Annotated in this window: 18 protein-coding genes; 4 read left to right on the plus strand and 14 right to left on the minus strand. The window is 61.8% G+C overall.

The genetic code is table 11. From position 1 onward, the window contains the following. Positions 1-16: 16 nt before the first annotated feature. The 6 genes from glgP to asd form a co-directional block, all read right to left on the minus strand. Complete coding sequence (gene glgP / locus J0F90_RS23050) at positions 17-2,464, minus strand: glycogen phosphorylase (RefSeq protein WP_004930804.1); 2,448 nt, start codon at positions 2,462-2,464, stop codon at positions 17-19. 140 nt (positions 2,465-2,604) lie between these two features. Then, positions 2,605-4,035 (minus strand): glycogen synthase GlgA, encoded by a 1,431-nt coding sequence (gene glgA / locus J0F90_RS23055; protein WP_033639200.1) that lies wholly within the window; start codon positions 4,033-4,035, stop codon positions 2,605-2,607. A 134-nt stretch (positions 4,036-4,169) separates the two neighbouring features. Then, positions 4,170-5,447 carry a glucose-1-phosphate adenylyltransferase gene (glgC, locus tag J0F90_RS23060; protein ID WP_016930394.1) on the minus strand — a complete coding sequence of 426 codons (1,278 nt, stop codon included), beginning with the start codon at positions 5,445-5,447 and terminating at the stop codon, positions 4,170-4,172. Between the two features lie 15 nt (positions 5,448-5,462). Beyond that, positions 5,463-7,445, minus strand: a complete 1,983-nt coding sequence (gene glgX / locus J0F90_RS23065; protein WP_033639199.1) for a glycogen debranching protein GlgX — start codon at positions 7,443-7,445, stop codon at positions 5,463-5,465. Beyond that, positions 7,442-9,628, minus strand: a complete 2,187-nt coding sequence (glgB, locus tag J0F90_RS23070) for a 1,4-alpha-glucan branching enzyme (protein ID WP_033639198.1) — start codon at positions 9,626-9,628, stop codon at positions 7,442-7,444. Before glgB ends, glgX begins: the two co-directional genes overlap by 4 nt. 443 nt (positions 9,629-10,071) lie before the next feature. Then, positions 10,072-11,175, minus strand: a complete 1,104-nt coding sequence (gene asd / locus J0F90_RS23075) for an aspartate-semialdehyde dehydrogenase (protein WP_016930397.1) — start codon at positions 11,173-11,175, stop codon at positions 10,072-10,074. A 395-nt stretch (positions 11,176-11,570) separates the two neighbouring features. Between asd and J0F90_RS23080 the strand changes: the two genes are divergently transcribed. Beyond that, a complete protein-coding gene (locus tag J0F90_RS23080; protein WP_004930825.1) occupies positions 11,571-12,164 on the plus strand; it encodes a YhgN family NAAT transporter in 594 nt (197 codons plus the stop codon). Between the two features lie 30 nt (positions 12,165-12,194). Here the strand turns inward: J0F90_RS23080 and gntK are convergent, their stop codons facing one another. The 4 genes from gntK to J0F90_RS23100 all read right to left on the minus strand — a co-directional run bounded on the left by gntK (position 12,195) and on the right by J0F90_RS23100 (position 16,302). Then, a complete protein-coding gene (gene gntK / locus J0F90_RS23085; protein ID WP_033639197.1) occupies positions 12,195-12,722 on the minus strand; it encodes a gluconokinase in 528 nt (175 codons plus the stop codon). Between the two features lie 101 nt (positions 12,723-12,823). Further along, on the minus strand, positions 12,824-14,140 hold the full coding sequence (gene gntT / locus J0F90_RS23090; RefSeq protein WP_033639196.1) for a gluconate transporter: 1,317 nt from the start codon (positions 14,138-14,140) through the stop codon (positions 12,824-12,826). A gap of 340 nt (positions 14,141-14,480) precedes the next feature. Next, complete coding sequence (gene gntR / locus J0F90_RS23095) at positions 14,481-15,476, minus strand: gluconate operon transcriptional repressor GntR (RefSeq protein ID WP_033639195.1); 996 nt, start codon at positions 15,474-15,476, stop codon at positions 14,481-14,483. A 130-nt stretch (positions 15,477-15,606) separates the two neighbouring features. Beyond that, entirely contained in the window at positions 15,607-16,302 is a 696-nt protein-coding gene (locus tag J0F90_RS23100) for a pirin family protein (RefSeq protein ID WP_004930835.1), read from the minus strand. 389 nt (positions 16,303-16,691) lie between these two features. Here J0F90_RS23100 and J0F90_RS23105 point away from each other — a divergent pair, with 389 nt between their 5' ends. Continuing rightward, positions 16,692-17,207 carry a GNAT family N-acetyltransferase gene (locus tag J0F90_RS23105; protein WP_033639194.1) on the plus strand — a complete coding sequence of 172 codons (516 nt, stop codon included), beginning with the start codon at positions 16,692-16,694 and terminating at the stop codon, positions 17,205-17,207. Next, positions 17,200-18,378 (plus strand): P1 family peptidase, encoded by a 1,179-nt coding sequence (locus J0F90_RS23110; protein ID WP_033639193.1) that lies wholly within the window; start codon positions 17,200-17,202, stop codon positions 18,376-18,378. The genes J0F90_RS23105 and J0F90_RS23110 overlap by 8 nt, the downstream gene beginning before the upstream one ends. Positions 18,379-18,440: 62 nt before the next feature. Here J0F90_RS23110 and iolE read toward each other — a convergent pair whose 3' ends face one another. Genes iolE through iolD form a run of 4 tightly spaced genes read right to left on the minus strand, consistent with a single transcriptional unit; the run spans position 18,441 to position 23,316 of the window. Next, the gene (gene iolE, locus J0F90_RS23115) at positions 18,441-19,337 is read right to left on the minus strand and encodes a myo-inosose-2 dehydratase (protein WP_016930404.1); all 897 of its coding nucleotides are present in this window, start codon (positions 19,335-19,337) and stop codon (positions 18,441-18,443) included. Positions 19,338-19,396: 59 nt separating this feature from the next. Then, positions 19,397-20,281: a sugar phosphate isomerase/epimerase family protein gene (locus J0F90_RS23120; protein WP_004930845.1), complete on the minus strand. Its 885-nt coding sequence runs from the start codon at positions 20,279-20,281 to the stop codon at positions 19,397-19,399. 39 nt (positions 20,282-20,320) lie between these two features. Beyond that, positions 20,321-21,334, minus strand: coding sequence for a bifunctional inositol 2-dehydrogenase/D-chiro-inositol 1-dehydrogenase (iolG, locus tag J0F90_RS23125; RefSeq protein WP_033639192.1), 1,014 nt, complete (start codon positions 21,332-21,334; stop codon positions 20,321-20,323). A gap of 41 nt (positions 21,335-21,375) precedes the next feature. Beyond that, complete coding sequence (iolD, locus tag J0F90_RS23130; protein ID WP_033639191.1) at positions 21,376-23,316, minus strand: 3D-(3,5/4)-trihydroxycyclohexane-1,2-dione acylhydrolase (decyclizing); 1,941 nt, start codon at positions 23,314-23,316, stop codon at positions 21,376-21,378. 549 nt (positions 23,317-23,865) lie between these two features. On the opposite strand from iolD, the gene J0F90_RS23135 reads away from it, so the two are divergent. Further along, on the plus strand, positions 23,866-25,797 hold the full coding sequence (locus J0F90_RS23135; protein WP_033639189.1) for a bifunctional 5-dehydro-2-deoxygluconokinase/5-dehydro-2-deoxyphosphogluconate aldolase: 1,932 nt from the start codon (positions 23,866-23,868) through the stop codon (positions 25,795-25,797). Positions 25,798-25,799: the final 2 nt, after the last annotated feature.

Genomic DNA, 25,799 nt, shown 5'->3' on the forward strand with positions numbered 1-25,799 from the left:
TTTTTCCTCTCCCGCTTTACAGCTTCACCGGCTTAATGTGCCAAATTTCATCCGCATACTCCTGAATGGTGCGATCGGATGAGAAGTAGCCCATATTGGCGATATTCAGCACCGCGCGCCGCGTCCACTCGTCCTGATTGAGATACACCTCGTCCACCTTGTCCTGCGTGTCCACATAGCTGCGGTAATCCGCCAACAGCTGATAGTGATCGCCGAGGTTGACCAGCGAGTCGAACAAATTGCCATAGCGTTTCGGCTCTTCCGGGCTGAACACCCCGGTGGCGATCTGCGTCAGCGCCTGATGCAGCTCCGGGTCTTGCTCATAGTACTGGCGCGGGTTGTAACCGTTGCGGCGCAGTTCCTCAACCTGCTCGGCGGTATTGCCGAAAATAAAGATATTCTCCTCCCCCACGTGCTCGCGCATCTCGACGTTGGCGCCGTCCAGCGTGCCGATGGTCAGCGCGCCGTTCAGCGCGAACTTCATGTTGCTGGTGCCCGAGGCCTCGGTGCCCGCCAGCGAGATCTGTTCCGACAGATCCGCCGCCGGGATAATGATCTGCGCCAGGCTGACGCCGTAGTTCGGAATGAACACCACCTTCAGTTGGGTATGCACGCGCGGATCGTTGTTGATCACTTTGGCCACGTCGTTGATCAGACGGATGATCTGCTTGGCGGCATAGTAGGCAGAGGCCGCCTTGCCGGCGAAGATCACCACCCGCGGCACGCGCTCGATGTCAGGGTCAGCCAGCAAACGGTTATACAGCGTGATGACGTGCAGCACGTTGAGCAGTTGCCGTTTGTACTCGTGGATACGCTTGATTTGCACATCGAACAACGCATCCGGGTTGACCACCACGTTGAGCGTTTTGGCGATATACAGCGCCAACCGCTCCTTGTTCTGCCGTTTGGCGCGCTGCACCGCCTGCAGGAAGCTCGGGTAATCGACGTTGGCTTTGATCTCGCTCAGTTGGCTGAGATCGGTGCGCCAGGTTTGGCCGATGCAGTCGTCCAGCACCGCCGCCAGCGGCGGGTTGGCCAGCGCCAGCCAACGGCGCGGCGTCACCCCGTTGGTTTTGTTGCAGAAACGAGTCGGGAACAGCCGGGCGAAGTCGGCGAACAGCGACTGCACCATCAGTTCGGAATGCAGGGCGGAAACACCGTTGACCTTGTGGCTGGCCACCACCGCCAGCCACGCCATGCGCACCCGGCGGCCGTTGGTTTCGTCGATGATCGAGACCCGCGCCAGCAGGTCGTTGTCGTCCGGCGCCACTTCCTGCACCATCTTGAGGAAGTGATCGTTGATTTCGAAAATCAGCTGCAGATGGCGCGGCAAGATGCGGCCAATCATGTCCAGCGGCCAGGTCTCCAGCGCCTCGCTCATCAGCGTGTGGTTGGTGTAAGAGAACACCTGCTCCACCACTTCCCAGGCGTCGAGCCACTTGAATTTGTGCTCGTCGATCAGCCGGTGCATCAGCTCGGGGATCGACAATACCGGGTGGGTGTCGTTGAGGTGAATGGCGATCTTGTCCGCCAGGTTGTCGAAGGTTTTGTGCATCAGCCAATGGCGGTTAAGAATATCCTGCACCGTGGCCGACACCAGGAAATACTCCTGCCGCAGCCGCAGCTCGCGCCCGGAGGAGGTCGAATCGTCCGGATAGAGCACGCGCGACACGTTCTCCGAGTGGTTTTTGTCTTCCACCGCCGCGAAGTAATCGCCCTGGTTGAACTTGCCGAGGTTGATCTCATTACTGGCCTGCGCGCCCCACAACCGCAGGGTGTTGGTAGCGTCGGTGTCGAAGCCGGGGATCACCTGATCGTAGGCGATGGCCACGACCTCTTCGGTCTCCAGCCAACGCGCCTTGGCGCCCTCCTGCTGCACGCGGCCGCCAAAGCGCACCTTGTAGCGGGTGTTATGGCGCGGAAACTCCCACGGATTGCCGTACTCCAGCCAGTAGTCCGGCGACTCCATCTGTTGGCCGTTGACGATGTTCTGCTTGAACATGCCGTATTCATAGCGAATGCCGTAGCCGCGCCCCGGCAGCGCCAGCGTCGCCAGCGAGTCGAGGAAACAGGCCGCCAGCCGGCCCAGGCCGCCGTTGCCGAGCCCGGGGTCGTTTTCTTCCTCCAGCAGCTCCGCCAGGTTCAGCCCCATCTCGTTCAGCGCGTTGTCGATGTCCTGATAGATGCCCATCGACAGCAGCGCGTTTGACAGGGTGCGGCCGATCAGGAACTCCATCGACAGGTAATACACCTGCCGCACGTCTTGAGACAGCTGGGCGCGGTTGGAACGCAGCCAGCGCTCCACCATGCGATCGCGCACCGCGAACAGCACGGCGTTCAGCCAATCGTGCCGGTTGGCGATGGCCGGATCCTTGCCGACGATAAACATCAGCTTATAGGCGATGGAGTGTTTCAGCGCTTCCACACTGACCGTAGGTGAGGTGTAACTAAACGGTGAAGTCATGGCTTTTTAATCCCTTGTGGGGAGCCCGCCATTCGCCGCGGAATAGCGGGCTCCGCTGAACATGGACGCGGCACGCCGCGCCCCGACAATCTACCCTTACGGCTGCCCGCCGCGCGTCAACCCGAGACGCGAAACGCGGGCTACAAGCGTTGATAAAGCGATAAATACTCTTTCGCCGCCACCGGCCAGCCGAAGTCCACGCTCATGGCGTGGCGCTGAACGTGGCGCCAGTGTTTCGGCCGGCTCCACAGCACCATGGCGCGGCGGATGGCGTTGCCCAGCGCGACGGCGTCGCAATCGTCGAACACGAATCCGCTGGCGGTGCCGTCGGCCAGGTTCTCCAGCGCGCAGTCCACCACCGTGTCCGCCAGCCCGCCGGTGCGGCGCACCAGCGGCAGCGTGCCGTACTTCAGACCGTAGAGCTGCGTCAGACCGCAGGGCTCGAAGCGGCTCGGCACCAGAATAACGTCGGCGCCGCCGATGATGCGGTGGGAGAAGGATTCGTGATAACCGATCTGCACGCCGACCTGTTCAGGGTAGTCGGCGGCGGCGGCCAGAAACGCCTGTTGCAGCACCGCATCGCCGGCGCCCAGCAGCGCCAGCTGCCCGCCCTGCGCCAGCAGTTCAGGCAACGCCTGCAGCACCAGATCCAGGCCTTTTTGGCTGGTCAATCGGCTCACCACCGCGAACACCGGCAGCGATTCGTCCACCTTCAGCCCCATGGCCTTTTGCAGATGCAGCTTGTTTTTGACCTTGCTTTTCAGATCGTCGGCGTCATAACGGGCGCTCAGCCGCGGGTCGTGGGCCGGATCCCAAATCTTGTCGTCCACCCCGTTGAGGATGCCGCTCAGCCTGCCCTGCCGCTGCCGCTCCTGCAGCAGCCCCTCCATGCCGTAGCCGAACTCCGGCCGGGTGATCTCGCGCGCATAGGTCGGGCTGACGGCGGTCACGTGGTCGGCATAAAACAGCCCGGCCTTGAGGAACGACATCTGGCCGTAGAACTCCAGGCCATAGACGTTGTAAAACGACGCCGGCAGCCACAGTTCGGTCACGTGATGGGCGGAAAACAGCCCTTGATAGGCCAGGTTATGCACCGTGAACACCGAACGCGCCGGGTGGCCGTTGGCGGCCAGATAGGCGCAGCTAAGACCGGCGTGCCAGTCGTGGGCATGCACCAACTGCGGCCGCCAGTAGCGATCCATCCCCTTGGCCAGCTCGCAGGCCATCCAGCCCAGCAGCGCAAAGCGGCGGTGGTTGTCGGGGTAGGCGTACATGGACTGATCGTGGTACGGGCTGCCCGGCCGGTCATACAGCCAGGGCGCATCGATGAGATAGATGCCCACGCCATGGTAGGTGCCGTAACGCAGGCCAACCCGGCCGGCGAACGAGTCGATTTCCGCCACCAGCACGGTGTCGGGTATGCCGTTGCGTACGTCAGGGAAAGCGGGCAATAGCACCCGAACATCGGCGCCTTCGGCGATTTGCGCCGCCGGCAGCGCGCCAACCACGTCTGCGAGTCCGCCCGTTTTCAGCAGGGGGAACATTTCAGAACATACGTGTAAGACCTGCATTATCACTCCTGAAAGTCGGCCGAAGGCCTCTGGATAAGAAATAAAGCAGGCTTGCCGCTGTTATGTGTGCCGCGTTGCGCAAGCCATCGAACCGTTCATCGGGCGGCAGGCTATCGTTCTGCCCCCACGTTAACTCACAATTTTGACAACATTTCGCGCGTCACCAGCACGATGCCGCCTTCCGAGCGATAGAAACGCTTGCTGTCCTCATCGGCGTTTTCCCCGATCACCATGCCCTCCGGAATATGGCAGGCGCGGTCGATGATGCAGCGCCGCAGGCGGCAGGAACGGCCGACGTTCACGTCCGGCAACAATACGGTAGAGTCGATGGTGCAGAACGAGTTCACTCGCACGCGCGGGAACAGCACCGAATGCACCACCACCGACCCTGACACGATGCAACCGCCGGACACCAGCGAGTTCATGGTCATGCCATGGCTGCCGGAGCGATCCTGCACGAACTTGGCCGGCGGCAGCGGTTCCATGTGGGTGCGGATCGGCCAGGCGCGGTCGTACATGTCCAGCTCCGGTGTCACCGACGCCAGATCGAGATTGGCGCGCCAATAGGCGTCCAACGTGCCCACATCGCGCCAGTACGGCGGCAGATCGGGATTGGACGTCACGCAGGACAAGGTAAACGGATGCGCCCACGCCGCCTGCTGCGCGGTGATTTTCGGGATCAGATCCTTGCCGAAATCGTGGCTGGAGCCGGGGGTCGACATATCCTCTTGCAGCAGCTGGAACAGGTAGGCGGCATTAAAAATATAGATGCCCATGCTGGCCAGCGACATATCCGGGTTGCCCGGCATCGCCGGCGGATCGGCGGGCTTTTCCAGAAACTCGATGATGCGGTCGCTTTCATCCACCTTCATCACGCCGAATTCGCCGGCTTCGCTGCGCGGCACCGGCAGACAGGCCACAGTGCACTGAGCGCCCTTCTCGACGTGATCGATCAGCATGCGTGAATAATCCATCTTGTAGATGTGATCGCCCGCCAGGATCACCACGTATTCGGCCTCGTAGCGGCGGATGATATCCAGGTTCTGGTACACCGCGTCGGCGGTGCCCTTGTACCAATGCTCGGTGCTGAGGCGCTGCTGGGCCGGCAGCAGATCGACGAACTCGTTCATTTCCTCGTTGAGGAATGACCAGCCGCGTTGAATGTGCTGCACCAGCGTGTGCGACTGGTATTGGGTGATCACGCCGATGCGGCGGATGCCGGAGTTCAGGCAGTTCGACAAGGCGAAATCGATGATGCGGAATTTGCCGCCAAAGTGGACGGCGGGCTTGGCGCGGGTGGAGGTCAAATCTTTCAAACGTGAGCCGCGGCCGCCGGCCAGGATCAGCGCTACGGATTTAATCGGCAACTGGCGCGCCAACATCAGGGGGTCTTTATTTTCAAACCTAACCATAGCGGACTCCTTTTATTATTTCCGTACCAGTACGCAAAGCGAGCGCGCGGCCTGGTGCCAGGCGGGCAATACCGCCCGTGAGTCTTCCTGAGTGAACGGAGCGACAACCTGCCAATCGCCTTCCGGCAATCTCATCTCCGTCGTTTGCGGCGTGGCGTTGACCAGCAGCAGCCAGCGCTGCGACAGCAGGATCTGCATGAGCAACTCGCCCCGCTCCCACTGCTGCGCGTCGAGCGGCTGGCCTTGCGCGTTCAGCCACTGCACGCTGCCGTCGTCCTGCTGCCACCAGCGGTCCTGCTGCAGCGCGGGGATCTGGCGGCGCAGCGCGATCAGCGCCGCGACGTAATCGGTCAGCGCGTCGTCCGCCGTGGCCCAGTCGAGCCAGGTGGTGGCGTTGTCCTGACAATAGGCATTGTTGTTCCCCTGCTGGCTGTGTCCCTGTTCATCGCCGGCCAGCAGCATCGGCGTACCCTGGGACAGCAACAGCGTGGCGAGCATCGCCCGCTGGCTGGCCCTGCGGCGTTGCACAATGGCGTCGTCGGCGACCAGGCCTTCGACGCCGTGGTTGTTGCTGAAATTGCGATCGCTGCCGTCGCGGTTGCCCTCGCCGTTCGGCTGATTGTGTTTCTCGTTGAAGCTGACCACGTCCTGCAGGGTAAACCCGTCATGGGCGGTCAGCATGTTGACGGTGGCGTAAGGCGCCCGCCCGCGCTGGTTGTACAGATCGCTCGAGGCGGCAAAACGCCGGGCGAACTGGCCGAGCGACACGCCGCTCTGCAGCCAGAAACGGCGCATGTCGTCGCGGTAATGGTCGTTCCATTCGGCGAAGCGGCCGGGGAACGCCCCCACCTGATAACCGCCGGGGCCAATGTCCCAGGGTTCGGCGATCAGCTTGCAGCGCGACAGCAGATCGTCCGCCAGCATCGCCTGGAACAGCGGCGCATCGCGATCGAACCCCGGCGTGCGGCCGAGCACGCTGCCCAGATCGAAACGGAAGCCGTCGACGTGGCACTCCCGCACCCAAAAACGCAGGCAATCCATCACCCAGGCCACGCCCTGCGGCTGATCCAACCGCAGCGTGTTGCCGCAGCCGGTATCGTTGACATAGTCCCCTTCGGGCGTCAGCCAGTAGTAGCTCAGGTTATCGATGCCGCTCAGCGACAGCATCGGCCCGTCCCTGTCCAGCTCGGCGCTGTGGTTAAACACCACATCGAGGATCACTTCGATGCCGGCTTGGTGCAGCGCCTTGACCGCATCGCGGAATTCGTTGAGCGGCGTGGCATCGGTGCTCAGGCTGGCGTAGCGGTTGTCCGGCGCATAGGGCGCCAGCACGTTATAGCCCCAATAGTTGATCAGCCCCAGCCGCTGCAGGCGCGGTTCGGAGGTATGTTGCTGCACCGGCAGCAGTTCCAGCGCGGTGATGCCGAGGCGTTTGAAGTGGGCGATCATCGCCGGGTGCCCCAATGCGGCGAAGCTGCCGCGCAGCGCCGGCGGTATCTGCGGGTGCAGCAGCGTCAGACCGCGCACGTGCGCTTCGTAAATCACCGTCTGCCCCCAGGGCGTGGCGGGCGGGCGATCGTCCTGCCAGTCGTACCGTTCGTCCACCACCACGCATTTCGGCATCAGCTCCGCGCTGTCGTGCGGGTCCGGCTGCTCGTAACCGCCGTGCAGGTGCGGGTGGTCCGCCACCGGCCCTTCCACCGCGCGCGCGGCCGGATCGAGCGCCAGTTTGTTGGGGTTGAAGCGCTGCCCGTTCGCCGGATCAAACGGGCCGTAGACCCGGTAACCGTAACGTTGTCCCGGCTTGCCGCCCGGCAAATAGCCATGCCAGATATCGCCGCTGCGCGCCGGCAGCGGCAGGCGCACTTCGCGCTGCTGGCCGTCGAACAGGCACAACTCCACCCGCTCGGCGTGCGCCGAGTACAGGGTAAAGTTGATGCCTTCGCCGTCGTACTGCGCGCCCAGCGGCGCGGCGAGGCCGGCTGTCAGCTCCGTCATGGCGCCTCCCGCAGCAGATAAATGGTCGCCAGCGGCGGCAACGTTACGCAGATGGAGAAGTCGCGGCCGTGGCTGCCGACCGCTTCGGAAGAAACCCGCCCCTGATTGCCGGCGTTGCTGCCGTGATAGTGGTGCGAATCGGTATTGAGGATCTCGCGGTAGTCACCGGCGCGCGAGAGGCCGATGCGGTAGCGGTAGCGCGGCACCGGGGTAAAGTTGCTGATGGCGATCAACTCATTGCCCTGCGAATCGTAGCGCGCGAAGGCGAACACCGAGTTGTCGTGATCGTCGACCACCAGCCATTCGAAGCCGTCCGGGCGGTAGTCGCGCTCGTACAGCGGCGCCTGCTGGCGGTAGCAGTGGTTCAGATCGCGCACCAGCCGCTGCACGCCGTTATGCCAGTTATCCAGCCCTTCCAGTAAATGCCAGTCAAGGCTGGTATCGAAATTCCACTCGCGCCCTTGCGCGAACTCGCAGCCCATAAACAGCAGCTTTTTGCCCGGATGCGCCCACATAAAGCCGTAATAGGCGCGCAGGTTGGCGAACTTTTGCCAGGCATCGCCCGGCATACGGTCAAGGATCGATTTTTTGCCGTGCACCACTTCATCGTGCGAGATAGGCAACACGAAGTTCTCGGTATAGGCGTAAAGCATGCCGAAGGTCATCTGGTTGTGGTGATACTTGCGGTGCACCGGATCGCACTTCATGTAATTGAGCGTGTCGTGCATCCAGCCGAGGTTCCATTTGTAGTGGAACCCCAGGCCGTTGGCATCCGGCGGCAGGGTGACGCCGGGATAGTCGGTGGACTCCTCCGCCAGCGTCACCGCGCCCGGCTGCGCCTGGCCGATAGTCTGGTTGGTATAACGCAGGAAGGCGATGGCCTCCAGGTTCTCGTTGCCGCCATAATAATTCGGCACCCACTCGCCGTCGGCGCGGCTGTAGTCGCGATAGATCATCGACGCCACCGCATCGACCCGCAGCGCGTCGATGCCGAAACGCTCCAGCCAATACAGCGCGTTGCCCGCCAGGTAGTTGCGCACCTCGTGGCGACCGTAGTTGTAGATCAGCGTATTCCAGTCCTGATGGTAGCCCTCGCGCGGATCAGCGTACTCGTACAGCGCAGTGCCGTCGAAATTCGCCAGGCCGTAGGCGTCGCTCGGGAAGTGCCCCGGCACCCAGTCGAGGATCACGTTGATGCCCGCCTCATGCGCCGCCGCCACAAACGCCCTGAAGTCGGCCGGCGTGCCGAAGCGCCGGGTCGGCGCATACAGCCCCAGCGGCTGATAGCCCCAGCTGCCGTCGAACGGGTGCTCGTTGATCGGCAGCAGCTCGATATGGGTGAATCCCATGTCCTTCACATAGTCGATCAGCTGCACCGCCAGCTCGCCGTAGCTGAGCCAGAAGTGGTTGTCAGTGTGGCGGCGCCATGAGCCGAGATGCACCTCGTAGATGGCGATCGGCTGGTCAAAATCGTTGGCGCGGCGGCGCGCCGGCGTCGACGGCACCACCTCCGGCAGCGGCGCCACCAGCGAGGCGGTGTCCGGGCGCATCTGCGCCTCGAAGGCGTAAGGATCGGCTTTCAGCTGGGTATTGCCGTAGCAATCGACGATTTCATATTTGTACAGCTGGCCGGCCCGCACGCCGGGCAGGAACAGCTCCCAGATGCCGTTTTCACGCCGCAGACGCATCGGATGGCGGCGGCCGTCCCAGAAGTTGAACTCCCCCACCACCGAGACGCGCTGGGCGTTGGGCGCCCAGACCGCAAAACTGACGCCGTCGATGCCATCCAGCGTAACGAGGTGGGCGCCCAGCCGTTCATAGGGACGCAAATGCGTGCCCTCGGCCAATAGCCAACTGTCGATATCCTGCAGCAGCGGGCCAAACCGGTAGGGATCGTCGACAGTCTGTTGGTGATCGCGCCAGCTGACCTGCAGCTGATAGCGGAAAGGATTTTTTCGCCGCGGCACCACCGCGCTGAAGAAACCGCGCGGATCGTCGCAGTTCAGCTGCACCAGCCGCCGGCCGGTTTGCTGTTCTACCAGCCAGACTGCGCCGGCGTCCGGCAGCAGCGCGCGCACCTGCAGACCGTTATCGGTCGCATGCATGCCAAGCAGAGCAAAGGGGTCGGCGTAATGGCCGGAGATGATCTGATCAATCACGTCACGATCGGGAAGTACAGGCATAGTCTTCTTCCTTAGATTAACAGCATGATCTAAGCACGGCTTGTTGGTTATTCCTTGGCCGTTTTGGTCATCATGCAATGCATTCGGACTCTAAAGCGTGATTGCGGTCGGTTATTGACCAATCTTTACTCTGCCGACCTGAATTTCGCTCTTTATGCTTATTTTTTGAAATATTTCAGTCATGGTGAAAAAGTGTTCACCCATGCGTTAAGCATAGCCAATGTCTGTTAAAAACTGCTCGGCATTGGTGAGGAAAATTCTTCATTAAGAAAACTGCCAGCCTGGCGGCGTTTGCATGCAATGACTGACGAGGAGATAGGCGGGATCCCGCCCATTGAAACGAGGCTTGCGATGACGTTGCCCGACGCGGTGCGCGGCGAACAAAAAAGCGGAAAATAAGGCATTAGGGGGCTGAAAGCAGCCAGCCCCCTGGAAGTGCGGGTTTACAGCAGGATGCGCAGCATGCGGCGCAGCGGCTCGGCCGCGCCCCACAGCAGCTGGTCGCCCACGGTGAACGCCGATAGATACTCAGGCCCCATATTCAGCTTGCGCAGACGGCCGACCGGCGTATTCAGCGTGCCGGTCACCGCCGCCGGCGTCAGTTCGCGCATGGTCAGTTCGCGGTCGTTCGGGATCACGCGCACCCAGTCGTTGTGCGTCGCCAGCATCTGCTCGATTTCCGGCAGCGACACGTCTTTTTTCAGCTTCAGGGTGAACGCCTGGCTGTGGCAGCGCAGCGCGCCGACGCGCACGCACAGACCGTCGACCGGGATCACGCTGCCGGTATTCAGAATCTTGTTGGTTTCCGCCTGACCCTTCCACTCTTCACGGCTCTGGCCGTTGTCGAGCTGCTTGTCGATCCACGGGATCAGGCTGCCGGCCAGCGGGACGCCGAAGTTATCGGTCGGCAGTTTGCCGCTGCGCGTGGCTTCGGTCACCTTGCGCTCGATATCCAGGATGGCGGAAGCCGGATCCTGCAGCTCTTTCGCCACGTCGGCATGCAGCATGCCCATTTGGGTCAGCAGTTCGCGCATGTGGCGCGCGCCGCCGCCGGAGGCCGCCTGGTAGGTGGCGACCGACGCCCACTCCACCAGATCGTTGGCGAACAGGCCGCCGAGCGACATCAGCATCAGGCTGACGGTGCAGTTGCCGCCGACGAAGGTTTTGATGCCTTTGTCCAGGCCCTGCTGAATCACCGCGTGGTTGACCGGATCCAGGATGATGATGGCGTCGTCCTGCATGCGCAGCGACGAGGCCGCGTCGATCCAGTAACCCTGCCAACCGCTGGCGCGCAGCTTAGGATAAACTTCGTTGGTATAATCGCCGCCCTGACAGGTAATAATGATATCGAGCGCGCTCAGCGCGTCGATGTCATACGCATCCTGCAGCGTGCCCTGCTGGCCGCCGAAGGCCGGCGCGGCGGAACCGTGCTGCGAGGTGGAGAAAAAGACCGGGCGAATGGCGTCGAAATCGCGCTCTTCCGTCATGCGTTGCATGAGAACCGAGCCGACCATTCCGCGCCAACCGATGAAACCAACGTTTTTCATAATATCTGTGTCCCGCCCGGATAAGGGCTTATGTAGGTGATAACGAGTTGTGTGCAATATCTCCTCACCTTACAAAATGTCGGCGCGGGCGCAAAGTGAATTTATTCGATGGCTGAGGATTTCTCAGCAATCCTTCTTATATACCCGTCGTCTTTCAAACTGCAGCGTTGTTACCTGCACGTAGTTACGTGGCCCATCCGTGGGCCACGCCCCAAGGGGCCGCTGCGAGCAGCGTTCAAATCTGCTCCCGGCAGATTTGTCATACCCCAGTCACTTACTTGAGTAAGCTCCTGGGGATGCGATCGCTGGGCGCCTAGCTGCAATTTGAAATCCATAGGGGATAGGCAAGGATGCGGCCGGAAAGGCCGAGGCGTTTTCCCGATCACGAGGTCACCATGACAGAGATGATTTCCGCTACGGTATTGCTGTTTTTAATTATGGATCCGCTGGGCAATCTGCCGATTTTCATGTCGGTGCTCAAGCATCTGGAACCGCGCCGCCGCCGGGTGGTGCTGATCCGCGAGCTGCTGATCGCCCTGCTGCTGATGCTGATTTTCCTGTTCGCCGGCGAGAAAATTCTGGCGTTCCTCAACCTGCGCACCGAAACCGTCTCCATTTCCGGCGGCATCATCCTGTTTCTGATCGCCATCAAGATGATTTTCCCCACGCAGGAGGGGAACAGCTCCGGGCTGTCCGCCGGCGAGGAGCCGTTCCTGGTGCCGCTGGCGATCCCGCTGGTGGCCGGGCCGTCGATTCTGGCTGCATTGATGCTGCTGTCGCACCAATACCCGCATCAGTTGCCCCATCTGGTGGCGGCGCTGCTGATCGCCTGGGGTCTCTCTGCGGCCATTTTGCTGATGTCGAACCTGTTCCTGCGCCTGCTGGGCAGCAAAGGCGTCAGCGCGCTGGAGCGGTTGATGGGGCTGATTCTGGTGATGCTGTCGACCCAGATGTTCCTGGATGGCGTGCGGGCTTACATGAAGCTGTAGGCGCCTGGCGGCGCCGACAACGGTCCGCGCTCAGCGGGCGGTAACGCGGCGAATATGGGCGAGCGTATCGGCGACCACGCCGTCCAACGGCTGGTTGATGTCGATCGCTTGCACATCCGGTTCCTGCTCGCCCGGCTCTTCCAGCGTGGCGAACTGGGAAATCAACATCTGCGGCTTGAAGAAGTGGCCCTTGCGTTGCTTCAGACGCTCCTCGATCACCGACTGGTCGCCTTTCAGATACAGGAAATGCAGGTTGAGATTGCCGTCGCGCAGGCGATCGCGATAGCTTTTCTTCAGCGCCGAGCACACCAGCAGCGACACGTCGTTGGTGCGCTGCATGGCGAAGATGGCGTCGTTCAGGGCCGCCAGCCACGGAGCGCGATCGTTGTCGTCCAACGCATGCCCGGAGGACATTTTGATGATGTTGGCGCGCGGGTGCAGGTAGTCACCATCCAGCATGGCGGCGTTGGCCTCGTGGGCGACGGCGCTGGCCACGGCGGATTTGCCGCTGCCGGAAACGCCCATCAAAACAAATACGTGATTCTGCGGATTACTCATTGTGTCATGCCCTTATGGGAACTGGCGCGAGCGCGCCAAATGCGTCCCAACTGATAAAGATACTCTGGAACGCCGACGCCCCGCAGGGCGCCGGATAAAGATTATACGACCGTCGCCAGCAGCAGACAGCCCACCAGGCCACACACCGAGATAATGGTTTCCAACACCGACCAGGATTTGATGGTTTCCATGATGCTCAGGTTGAAGTACTCCTTGAACAGCCAGAAGCCCGGATCGTTGACGTGCGAGAAGATGACGCTGCCGGAACCGACCGCAATCACCATCAGCTCGGGGCTGACGCCGGTGGTGGCGATCAGCGGCGCGACGATGCCGCCGGCGGTGATCGCCGCCACGGTGGCGGAACCCAGCGCCAGACGCAGCGCGGCGGCGATTGACCAGGCCATCAGGATCGGCGAAACGTTGCTGCCTTCCATCAGGCCGGCGATGTACTGCTCGACGCCGCTGTCCACCAGCACCTGCTTGAAGGCGCCGCCGCCGCCGATGATCAACAGCATCATGGCGATGATTTTAATCGAATCGGTGATGGTGCCCATCACTTCATCCATGGTGCGGCCGCGGTTCAGGCCGAAGGTGAAGATGGCGATCAGCACGGCGATCAGGGTCGCCATCACCGGGTCGCCGAAGAACTCGGCGAAGCGCAGCAGGCTGTGGCCCTTCGGCAGCACCATTTCAGCGACCGCGCGCAGCGCCATCAGGATCACCGGCACCAGCGACGTGGCAACGCTGACGCCAAAGCTCGGCATCTCCGTGTCGGTAAAGGTTTTCGGGTTGTACAGGCCTTCCGGCACCGGCTTGTCAATGCCTTTCAGGAAGCGGGCATAGACCGGGCCGGCCAGGATCACCGTCGGGATCGCCAGCAGCGTGCCGTACAGCAGGGTTTTACCCATGTCGGCATGGAAGATGGTGGCGATGGCGGTCGGGCCTGGGTGCGGCGGCAGGAAGCCGTGAGTCACCGACAACGCGGCGGCCATCGGCACGCCGACGTACAGCAGCGGAATGCGCGCGGAGGCGGCGATGGTGAACACCAGCGGCAGCAACAGCACGAAGCCCACTTCGTAGAACAGCGCGAAGCCGACGGTGAAGCCGGTCAGCACCACCGCCCATTGAATGTGTTTTCTGCCGAACTTGTCGATCAGCGTGGTGGCGATGCGCTGTGCGCCGCCGCAGTCCGCCAGCAGCTTGCCGAGCATGGCGCCGAAGCCCATGATCAGCGCCAGGCTGCCCAGCGTGCCGCCCACGCCGGCCTTGATGGAGCCGATGACCTTATCGACCGGCATACCCTGTGCAATCCCGACCGCCAGGGCAACCAGAACCAGAGAGATAAAGCCGTTCAGCTTGAAGCGGATCATCAGCAGCAGCAGCAGCGCTACGCCGCCTGCAACAATCACTAATGGCATAGTTTTTCTCCAACCTTTTATCGCGACTCTCTTTACGATAGGCGTAAAGCGTGCGGTTGTTTTATTTTTAGGCTCTTTCCCGGTGTTTAAGAAGAGCTGTAGGTGTTGTTGAGTCAGAGGTTCAGTCTTGCAGCAAGATGACCGCGCACTCGTTGTTACCGGTATCATGATACCGGTAACAGAATAAGCACCGGAACCGGGTAATCGGCTAAAATTCGCGTTCTGGGACAGAGATCAAACTTATGTCGGCAACGAGCTGCGGGCTTACAGGCGGGATAACCAGCGCGCCTCAGGGCGCGCTGCAAAAAGAAAGGGTGTTAAAACAGAACGTTAAAATGGCTCAGATACTGCCGCCGGGGATCACGGTGAAACCGACGTCCACCATGCGCGGGCACACCGTTTCACCGCGCAGCCGGGCCAGCAGGCGCTCGGCGCCGATCTGCCCCATGCGTTCACGCGGCGTCAGCACGCTGGCCAGCTTCGGCACCATCACCTGGCCGATGTCATGGCCGTGGAAGCCAGCGATCGCCATCTCCTGCGGGATCGACAGCCCCTGCCGCTGGCATTCAAAGGCCGCGCCGATCGCCAGGTCATCGTTGGTGCAGAAGATACTGTCGATCTGCGGATAGTCACGCTGCGCCTGGCGCAACAGCTCCCCGCCGGCGGAATAAGAGGAAGAACGCGCGGTCATGATGCTGTACGGCTCCAGGCCGGATTCGCGCATCGCCTGCTCATACCCCTGCTGCTTGATAATAGTACGCTCATCCTGGCGAGCGCCGAAATAGACTACGTGACGGTGGCCGTGCGCGATGATCTGTTGGGTCATCTGGCGCGCCGCCTCGAAGTTGTTGAAGCCCACCGCCAGATCGATGCACGGCGAGACGCAGTCCATCAGTTCCACCACCGGAATGCCCGCCACCTCGATCATCTTCAGGGTGCGCGGCGTATGGTGGCGCTCGGACAGGATCAGGCCGTCGATATTGTAAGAAAGCAGCGAAGTCAGACGCTCTTCTTCACGCTCCGGCAGATAACCATAGTGCGCCAGCATGGTCTGGTAGTTGTGCGCGTCGGTGACGCTTTCGATGCCGCGCAGCACTTCGGCGAACACCTGGTTGGTCAGCGACGGCAACAGCACGCCAATCGCCCGGCTGGTGGCGTTGGAGAGGATGTCCGGCGCGCGGTTGGGGATGTAGCCCAGCTCATCCAGCGCGACGGCGATTTTTTGCTGCAGGGCGACGGAAACCTGGTCGGGATTGCGCAGATAACGGCTCACCGTCATCTTGGTCACGCCCACCTTGTCCGCCACATCCTGGAGTACCGGCCGTTTTTTCTTCATTATCAATGAACTGACTAACCATGAATGGGCAGTCATTTTAGCAAAAAAAACGGCGGGCCGATATTGTCGGTTATGCGACGGCCAACGCAAAAAGGGCTCACACCGTGAGCCCTTGATATTTACCGCTTAATCACACTGGCGGCAGATCGAACAGCAGGATTTCGCTCTCTTCGTCGGCCTGGATCGTCAGCGCCGATTCATCCCACACCGCGAACGCGTCGCTGATGCCGGCGGTCTGGCCGTTGACCGAGACCTTGCCGCGCACCACCTGGATCCAAACGCGACGGCCGGCGGCGATCGGGCATTCCCCCTGCTCGCCTTTATTCAGCGCCCAACGCGACAGCGTCATATCCTGGAACACCTTCAGCGAACCGTCGCGCGCATCCGGCGACAGCACCAGCTGACGGCCCTGCGGCGCATCAAACATGCGCTGCTCGTAGCGCGGCTCCAGCCCGACCTGATCCGGAATGATCCAAATCTGGTACAGGTGCAACGGGCGATCCTGATTGGCATTGTACTCGGAGTGACGCACCCCGGTGCCCGCACTCATGATCTGGAATTCACCGGCCTGGATCTGCTCCTTGTTGCCCATGCTGTCCTGATGTTCCACCGTGCCGCTCAGCACGTAGGTCAGGATTTCCATGTCTTTATGCGGGTGAGTACCGAAACCCTGCCCTGCATCGATCACATCTTCGTTGATCACCCGCAGCGCCGAGAATCCCATAAAGTTCGGATCGTAGTAATCGGCAAATGAGAAGGTGTGCCAGCTATCCAGCCAGCCATGATTGGCGTGGCCGCGGTCTTCCGCTTTACGTACATAAATCATATTCAACTCTCCTCAATGTTTTTTTACAGTCTAGTCCTGCCAGCAGAATAAGAAAGCGTAAAAAACTCATGCCTCTGTTCAAAAATTTCGATGGAATGAAACAGCTGATGGGCAGCGGATTTGTTGAAGGCGGAAACGGCTGAAAAAAGGGCAAAAAAAAGCCAGCACCCGAGCTGGCTAAGTAAACACTGGAAGCAATGTGAGCAATGTCGTGCCTTCGCAGCGAGAGTATCAAGGGTTGATGCCCTCCCCGGAACGCATCGCAATAATAATCATTATCATTCGCACCTGTAAAGCGTTTTTTTTGACCCGTTGAAATAATATTGACTCAAGACAGTAAACGGATAAATTCAGAGGTTATTCAACCGGTAAGCAAAAGGAGCAGCGAGATGAGCGAGATCGCGATACGCCACGTGGAAACATCGGATGCGCAGGCCCTGCATCATCTTTATTCTCAGACGCCCGTCTACCGCGATACGCTGCACCTACCGCTACCGACAGTCGACCTGTGGCATAAACGCCTCGCCAATCCCGAACCGGGCACGCATAACCTGGCGGCCTTCGTTGACGGACAGCTTGTCGGTCAGTTAGCCGTGATGCTGAATCAGCGCGTGCGCCGCCGCCACGTGGCCACCTTCGGCATCGGCGTCGATCCGCGCTACCACGGTAAAGGCGTCGGCAGCCGCCTGATGCAGGCGATGATCGACCTGTGCGACAACTGGGCGGCCATCGAGCGCATCGAACTGACGGTGTTTACCGACAACCCGGCGGCCATCGCGCTGTATCGCAAGTTCGGTTTTGAGATTGAAGGCACCAGCCGCGCTTTCGCCATGCGCGACGGCGTGCTGGTCGATGCCTACCATATGGCGCGTTTTCGCTCCGGGCAGCCGCGCGGCGATGCGTGATATCATCCCCCCGCAGGGGCCGCTGCGCCGGCCCCTGAATATCAACCGCCGAACCTTTTTACACGCGCTGGCCGGCCTGACCGCCGCCGGCATGTTCCCCCCCTTCACCCCATTAGGTGCCGCTATGCCAACTTCCGCCGCCGGGCGCCCTGGCGCCCGCAACCTGATTACCGATGTACCCGGCCTGAAGGTCGGCGTGGCGCAGGACAGCCGGGTGCGCACCGGCGCGACGGTGATCCTGCCGGACGGCCCGGCGATTGCCGCCGTGGACGTGCGCGGCGGCGGCCCCGCCACCCGGGAAACCGACGCGCTGGGTGAGGACAATTTGGTACAGACCATCGATGCGCTGACGTTCAGCGGCGGTTCGGTATACGGCCTGGCGGCGGCGGACGGCGTCGCGGCCTGGCTCGGGCTACAAGGCAGAGGCTATGCGCTGCGGCCGGCTCCCGGCGTGCCGGTCTCACCTATCGTGCCCACCGCCTGCCTGTACGACCTGGCCAACGGCGGCGATAAAAACTGGCAGCTCACGTCGCCGTATCGCCAGCTAGGCATCGACGCGGTCGGCAAGGCCGGCCTGGACTTTCCGCTGGGCACCGTCGGCGCCGGCTACGGCGCCATGACCGGCATGGGCAAGCTGAAAGGCGGGCTTGGTTCGGCATCGATCGTTGCCGCCAATGGCGCTACCGTCGGCGCACTGGTGGCGGTCAACAGCCTGGGTGCGGTGGTAGCGCCCGGCACCCGCGCCTTCTGGGCGACGCCCTATGAAATTGATGGTGAATTCGGCAACGGCGGCGCGGCGGCTCTGGCGCAGCTGCGTGCGCAGGGCGAAGACGGGATGGTGCAAGAGCCGCAGGGCGGCAGAAAGAACACCACCCTGGCCTGCATCGCCACCGACCTGGCGCTGACGCGGGTGGAGTTGAAACGGGTGGCCATCATGGCGCAAGACGGCATGGCGCGCGCCATCCGCCCGCTGCACAGCCCGTTTGACGGCGACGTGGTGTTCGCCCTGTCCACCGGGCAGCGCGAGGTGCAGGGCAGCCGTGAACTGGCGGTGCTGCAGATCGGCGCGCTGGCGGCGGACACCCTCGCTCGAGCGATCGCCCGTGGCGTATACGCCGCCACGCCGTGGCCGGGCAGCCAGGTCACAACCTGGCAAACGCTCGGCGGCTAACGCGCCGCCATCAAAAAAAGGGGCGCCGGCGGCGCCCCTCGATCTCTATTGCCCCTCGCAGCCTAAATGCCGGCGGTTTCCCGAATATAACGGCGCGCCTTCACCGCATACTCGAACGGGTTGGCCAGCGCCGGATCCTGCTCGGCCTCCACCACCATCCACCCTTTGTAACCGCGCTCGTCCAGCAGCTTGAACACCGGTCTGAAATCGATCACGCCATCACCCGGCACGGTGAAGGTGCCCTTCTTCACGCCATCGAGGAAACTCAGCTTGTTGGCCTTCACTTCCGCCACCACCTCATCGCGCACGTCCTTCAGGTGGACATGGTTGATGCGCGGCAGATACTTCTCCAGGATCGCCATCATCGCCTGTTGGCTGCCTTCCGAATAGTAGGCGTGGCCGGTATCGAACAGCAGATAAACGTCGTCGTTGACCATGCTCATGTAGCGATCGATTTCGGCCGTGGTCTGAATGCCGGTGCCCATGTGGTGGTGCAGGCACACCTGCATGCCTTTATCGGCGGCGATCTTCGCCAACTCGTTGTAACCGTCGGCCACCCGCCGCCACTCTTCATCGCTGAAATACGGCTTCTCTTCGAACACGCCTTTGGTGGTGCCCTGAATGCTCTTGCTCTGCTCGGAACAGCCGATCACCCTGGCGCCCATGGCATGCAGGAAATTCATGTGGTTGATAAATTCATCAATGGTTTTGTCTTTCTGGCCGTCGGCGAAAAAGGTGCTGAACCAGGCGTTGCAGATCTGGATGCCGCGAATATCCAGCATCGGTTTCAGCACCGCCGGATCGCGCGGGTATTTGCTGCCCACTTCGCTGCCGGTGAAACCGGCCAGCGCCATTTCACTGACGCACTGCTGGAAGGTGTTTTCCTTGCCCAAATCGGGCATGTCATCGTTGGTCCAGCCGATCGGCGCAATGGCCAATTTCACGTTGTCTTTATTCATGGTTTGCCTCGGTCCTTGCAGGGCCGCCGGTACAAACGCCGCCGGCGAGCCGAATCAGATTATTTGCCCAACAGCTCTCTTTCGATGCGTTCTCTGGTCGCCACCGCCTGGCTCGGCATCTTTTCCGGGTAGCCGAACAGCGAGGTGCAGATGATCGATTCGCCGCCGACCTTGAAGCTGCGGTTGGCGAATTCCATGTCGCGCAGCGTCTGGAACAGGGCGTCGAAATTCACTTCGCCTTCGCCGATGCCGACGTGCTGGTGCACCGCGGCGTCAACGCCTGGCGGGTTGACGATATAACGGCAATGCTTGGTGTGATTCATGGTGTCGGCGATCAGCACGTGGGAAAGATCGTCCCCGGCGTACTGCAGCATGCCGGCTACGTCACCCTGTCCCTTGTCGTAGTAGAAGGTGTGCGGCACGCTGTAGAGGTATTTGACGTGGTCGCTGCGCAGCGACTTCACCAGATCGGCGGTTTCGTTGCTCAGCTCGCAGAAGTCCCACGGGTGCGACTGGATCTCCATACGAATACCCTCGCGCTCAACGATCGGCAGCAACTCCTCCATCGAGCGATACCACAGCTCCTCGCAGATCTCCGGTTCGTTGGGGTTGCCGGCCAGTTCGGTGTTGATCACCTGCACGCCCATTTCCACCGCGATTTCGATCATCCGCCGCCAGTTTTTGACCGCCGCCTGGCGGCGATCTTCCCCCGGCCCGGACCAGCGATACACCACGATAAATGAGGAGATCTCCACGCCGGTCGCTTTCAGGGCGTTTTTATACTCCGCCATGATTTCGCGGCTGGCCTTCGGATGTTTGTAAAACGGGTTGATCTGCGGGTGCGGCGACTGCTCGATGTATTTGTAGCCCCAGTCCGCCACCTGCTGAACCATTTTGGTGACGCCCAAATCCCGGATAACGTCGACATCAAAAGCGATCTTCATGGTCACTCCTCTACAATCATGGGTACGCGCTGCGAGCGGTTATTTGCCGTAAAACGCCGGGCGCGCCGGCAGGGTCAGCGGCACGATCTCGCCGCTGAGCTGGGCGGCCACGCAGGCGTCGGCGGTCACGGCGGCGGCGTAGCCGTCCCAGGCGGAAGGCCCGGTCAATTTGCCCGCGGCCACGTCGTTGATGAACCCCTGCAGCTCGACGTCATAGGCGTCGATAAAGCGATCCTTCCAGTCGGTCAGGATTTCGGTCGACAGGCGGGCGCCGCTGCGCATCTGCACCGAGGACGGCTCCGGCAGTTTGGCGATGCCGGTTTCCCCCACCACTTCACACTGAATGTCGTAGCCGTACTGGCAGTTGACGAAGATTTCGACGTCGATGCGCGTCCCTTTGGCGGTTTCAAACAGCACAATTTGCGGATCTTTCAGGTGCGGGAACGCCTTCGGGCTCTTGCGCGGGAACACCACCTGCACCGACACATAGTCGTCGTCGAGCAGCCAGCGCAGCACGTCGATTTCGTGGATCAGGGTGTCGGTGATCGCCATATCGGTGGTGTAGGCCTCGCCGACCGTCGGATTGCGGTGCGCGCAGTGCAGCATCAGCGGCTCGCCGATCTGGCCGCTGGTCAGCACCTGTTTCAACGCGCGATACCCCTGGTCATAGGGGCGCATAAAGCCGACCTGCACCAGCCGCTTGCCGTGCTTCGCTTCGGCGTCGACGATGTTTCTGCAGCCCTGCGCGGTCACCGCCAGCGGCTTCTCGCAGAATACCGGTTTGCCGGCGGCGATGGCCGCCAGCACGAACTCTTCATGACTCGGCCCCCAGGAGGTGACCAGCACCGCCTGCACGTCGGCGGCCTTGATCAGATCGTGGCCGTTGTCATACACCCGCGCATCCAGCTGCAGATCGCTCACCACCTTGGCGGCGTTGTCGCGATTGATGTCGTTCACCGCCACGACGCGGGCGCCCTGCAAAACTTTGCTGCAGCGGCGGATATGATCGCGGCCGATGGCGCCGGTGCCGATAACCCCAATGTTCAATGTCATTTTCGCTACCCTCTGGAAAGTGTGTTGTGTTCGAAAACGAATCAGTAATCGCGCGCCTTATCGATGTTTTCCTGCAGCTTGCGCGCCACTTCGACGATTTTCTCGCTGTCGGCCACCTGAGCGCCGCCCACGCGCCACCAGCTGAGATATTTGTGCACCATGGTCTTCGGCAGCACCTTGATGTCGAGCAGCGTGGACACGGTCTGCCTGCGGGCGTCGGCCAGCGCATCGAGCAGCTGCTGCTCGGTGGTGACGCGATAGGTTTTGCAGCCGTAAGCCGCCGCCAGCATGGCGAAATCGACCGGCACCAGTTTGCCGTCGAGCTTGCCGCCCTCTGGATTGCGGAAGCGGAATTCGGTGGTGTAACTGTCCATGCCATGTTCCATCTGCAGGTTGTTGATGCAGCCGTTGGTCATGTTGTCGAACAGCACCACGTTGATCTTGCAGCCTTCCTGAATCGAGGTGACCAGCTCGGAATGCAGCATCATGAACGCGCCGTCACCCACCATCGCGTACACCTCACGCTGCGGCTCGGCCAGCTTGACCCCCAATGCGGCGTTCACCTCGTACCCCATGCAGGAGTAGCCGTATTCCACGTGGTAACCGTGCTCGCCGCGGTTGTGCCACACCCGCTGCAGGTCGCCCGGCAGGCTGCCGGCGGCGGCGACGATCACGCTGTCCGGCGGCAGTTCGCGGTTCAGCACCCCCAGCACCCGGCTTTGCGTCATCGCCGAGTCGGTCTGAGCGATAAATTCGGCGAACACCCGCTCGCGATCGAGGTGATCGTCGATCTCCGGCACAAAGCCTGCGCCGCTGTATTCCACCGCGTAAACCCGCTCGGTCTCTTCATGCTGCGCGCTGCGCGCCGCGGCGATGGCGTCGCCCCAGCCGGCGCGATAATCGGCCTGCGCCAGCCGTGCGCCCAGTTCGCTCAGCGCCTCGCGGGCGTCCGCCAGCACCTGCACGCCGTCAAGCTTGCCGGCGTCGAAGGCGCTGACGTTGACGTTGAGGAAGCCGACGCTCGGATGTTGGAACAGCCATTTGGACGAGGTGGTGAAATCGGTGTAGCGGGTGCCGACGCCGATCACCAAATCCGCCTGTCGGGCCAGCGTGTTGGCCGCCAGGCAGCCGGTTTCGCCGATGCCGCCGAGGTTGAATTCATGGTCGCTCGGCACCGCGCCTTTGCCGGCCTGGGTCTCGGCGAACGGAATGCCGAAGCGCTCGGCGAATTCGCGCAGCGCCCGCCCGGCCTGCGAGTATTTCACGCCGCCGCCGCACACCAGCAGCGGTTTGCGTTTGGCCGTCAGCAGCGCCAAGGCGTCCGCCAACATGCCCTCGGTCGCCGGGCGACGATCGAGCCGATGCACGCGTTTTTGGAAGAAATAGTCGGGATAGTCGTAGGCTTCACCCTGCACGTCCTGCGGCAGACACAGCGTCACCGCGCCGGTTTCCGCCGGATCGGTCAACACGCGCATCGCATTGATGCAGGCGCTCATCAGCTGTTCCGGGCGCACGATGCGATCCCAGTATTTGCTCACCGCACGGAACGCGTCGTTGGTGCTGATGCTGAGATCGTAAGACTGTTCGATTTGCTGCAACACCGGATCCGGCTGGCGAGAAGCGTAAACGTCGCCCGGCAGCAGCAATAAAGGGATGCGGTTAGCGGTGGCGGTGGCGGCGGCGGTGATCATATTGGCGGCGCCGGGGCCGACTGATGAGGTGCAGGCGTAAATTTGCCGACGCAGCTTCTGTTTGGCGAAGCCGATCGCCGCATGGGCCATCCCCTGCTCGTTGCGGCCCTGGTGCACCCGCAGATCGCCGCTATCCTGTTCCAGCGCCTGCCCCAGCCCCAGCACGTTGCCGTGGCCGAAAATCGCGAAAATGCCCGCGACGAATTTGGTTTCCACGCCGTCGGCCAGCAGATACTGGTTATCGAGAAATCTGACGAGCGCCTGCGCCATGGTTAACCTGATCTTGCCCATTTACTCACCCTTTAGATTGAGGGCCGCCCCGGAAAGCGCTCATGCCGAGCCGACAATCCCGTGTTTGTGTTACGCGGCGGCAGCTATTATCTTGAGCAGACGATGCCCGCGCTGCTCACGAAGTCGACAACCTGAAACGTGAAGCGATTATAAACAAATATATTTTTCATAAAATCACATTACAGAAGAAACATTTCATTTTGCGATAAAGATCGCATATTACATGAAAAGCGCGTTTCATCTCGTGGTTCAGCCTTCATGGGCTTCGTGCCGCGCACCGGCCGTTAAAAGTCGTTGGCACATGGGCTGACAGCCTTTTACCCTGCCCTCACCCCCCCCTTTATGTACGGCCCCGGCGGCCCTTCTCCAGCCGGTTCACCGCCTTTTCCCACGCCTCTGTCGATGTTTTAAACACATCACATTTTTGGGGTGTAAATTTCATTTCATATTGAAATTGAAATTTTCATTCCCCATACTGTCCCCATGCTTCCTGCAGGGCGCCACGCTCGGGCCGCCGCCGGAGTTTTGCTTAAACAGAAGGAAACGGGTATGGCTACACAACAAAAACAGCTTGATGTCATTTGTCTCGGGCGCATCGCCGTCGATTTCTATGCTCAGCAGATCGGCGCGCGTCTGGAAGACGCCGGCACATTCGCCAAATACCTCGGCGGCTCTTCCGGCAACGTGGCCTACGGCACCGCCATTCAGGGGTTGAAATCCGGCATGCTGGCCCGCGTCGGCGATGAACACATGGGCCGCTTTCTGCGTGAAGAGCTGCAGCGCGTCGGGGCCGATACCCGCTGTCTGATCACCGACAAGCAACGATTAACCGGCCTGGTGATCCTCGGCATCAAGGATCAGGAAACCTTCCCGCTGATCTTCTACCGCGAAAACTGCGCGGACATGGCGCTGACGCCGGACGACATCGACGAGGCCTACATCGCCTCCGCGCGCGCGCTGGCCATCACCGGCACACACCTGTCGCACCCGAACACCCGCGCCGCGGTGCTGAAGGCGCTGGAGTATGCGCGCCGCCACGGCCTGCGCACCGCGCTCGACATCGATTACCGCCCGGTACTGTGGGGGCTGACGTCGCTGGGGGACGGCGAAACCCGCTTTGTGGAATCAGACCAGGTGACCCGTGAACTGCAGGAGGTGCTGCACCATTTCGATCTGATCGTCGGCACTGAAGAGGAATTTCATATCGCCGGCGGCAGCACCGACACGCTGACGGCGCTGAAAAACGTGCGCCGGGCCACGGCGGCCACGCTGGTGTGCAAGCGCGGCGCGCAGGGCTGCTCGGTGTTCGAAGATGACATCGCCGACGACTGGGAACGGGTGAAGCTGCACGCCGGCGTGCGGGTGGAGGTGCTGAACGTGCTGGGGGCCGGCGACGCCTTTATGTCCGGGTTGCTGCGCGGCTACCTGAACGATGAAGGCTGGGAGCAGGCCTGCCGCTACGCCAACGCCTGCGGCGCATTGGTGGTTTCGCGCCACGGCTGCGCGCCGGCGATGCCGACCAAACGGGAGCTGGACGACTACCTGCAGCGTGAACAACAGGTCACGCGCCCGGACCGCGACGCACGCCTGAACCACCTGCACCGGGTCACCACCCGCAAGCAACAGTGGCCGGAACTGTGCGTGTTCGCCTTCGATCACCGCAAGCAGCTGGCGGACATGGCGCGCGAAGCCGGCGTCGGCGAGGAACACATTCCGCGCCTGAAGACCCTGCTGCTCACCGCGGCGCAACAGGCTGCCGCGCAGGCCGGCCTCGACGGCAACAGCGGCATTCTGGCCGACACCACTTACGGGCAGGCGGCGCTGAACGAAATCACTGGCCAGGGATGGTGGATCGGCCGGCCGGTGGAGCTGCCCAGCTCGCGCCCGCTGCGCCTGGAGCACGGCAATATTGGCTCGCAATTGATCGACTGGCCGCAGGAGCACGTGGTGAAGTGCCTGGTGTTCTATCACCCGCACGACGCGGCGGAACTGCGCCGCGAACAGGATGAGCTGATCGCCGACGTCTACCGCGGCTGCTGCAAATCCGGCCACGAACTGCTGCTGGAGGTGATCCTGCCGGACAGCAACGCCGACAAAGACGAACGCTATTACCTGGAGATGATTGAACACTTCTACCAGTTGGGCATTCAGCCGGACTGGTGGAAACTGCCGCCGCTGAGCGCGGAAAACTGGCGGCAGGTCGGCGCCCTTATCGACGCCTACGATCCCGACTGCCGCGGCGTGCTGATCCTGGGGCTCGACTCCCCGGAGGCGGTGCTGAAGGCGGGCTTTGCCGCCGCCGCGGATGCGCGCTGGGTCAAAGGTTTCGCCGTCGGCCGCACCATTTTCGGCCAACCTTCGCGCCGCTGGCTGCAGGGGGAAATCGACGACGCGGCCCTGATCGAGCAGGTGAAACAAAAATACCTGACGCTGATCGGTTTCTGGCGCCAGTACCGTCCGCAGGCGGGCGGCGCGCACTGACA

The sequence above is a fragment of the Serratia marcescens subsp. marcescens ATCC 13880 genome, from assembly GCF_017299535.1.
GTDB classification, from domain to species: Bacteria; Pseudomonadota; Gammaproteobacteria; order Enterobacterales; family Enterobacteriaceae; genus Serratia; species Serratia marcescens.